The following is a 575-nucleotide window of genomic DNA, read 5'->3' as shown; positions in this document are numbered from 1 at the left end:
CGAGGGTCTTGACTAGCACAGAGCTCCTGTTGGGCTGTAGTGCTATGAAGAAGCTGAGAAATCGCTACGCAAAAAGTTCGAAACTTTCCGAGACGCAGTTTCGGGCCTTCATCCGCCTCGTCGCGGCCGACCTCACCGCCTCGCAGATCGCTCAGGTCTCGGGCCTCAACCGCAACACCGTGAACCGTCTGCTCGGCCTCCTGCGCGGCAGAATGGCCGACTGGTGCGCACTCCAATCCCCCTTCTCCGGCATCGTCGAGGCCGACGAATCCTACTTCGGTCCGCGCCGCGTCAAGGGCATCACGGGCCGCGGCGCGGGCCGCAAGACCATCGTCTTCGGTATCTTCGAACGCGGCGGCCAGGTCTGGTGCTAGGTTGTTCCGGACGTCTCAATGCGTTCATTGCAAAGGGTAATCCTGGAACGGGTCGAACCTGCATCCGTCATCAACACCGACCGCTGGCGCAGCTACAACCACCTCGGAGACTTCGGCTACGCCCATGTCCGCGTCGATCACGGCCGCGACGAATTCGTCCGCGGCGAGGTCCACATCAACGGCATCGAGGCCTTCTGGGGC

Annotated in this window: 1 pseudogene; it reads left to right on the top strand. The window is 62.4% G+C overall.

Annotated features, from left to right (window positions below):
* Positions 1-44 precede the first annotated feature (44 nt).
* Positions 45-575, top strand: a pseudogene (locus G5B31_RS21330) (IS1595 family transposase); the annotation flags it as partial.

The sequence above is a fragment of the Rhodobacter sp. SGA-6-6 genome (assembly GCF_011043545.1).
Lineage (GTDB): Bacteria > Pseudomonadota > Alphaproteobacteria > Rhodobacterales > Rhodobacteraceae > Pseudogemmobacter.
This window is presented reverse-complemented; position numbering and strand designations above follow the sequence as displayed.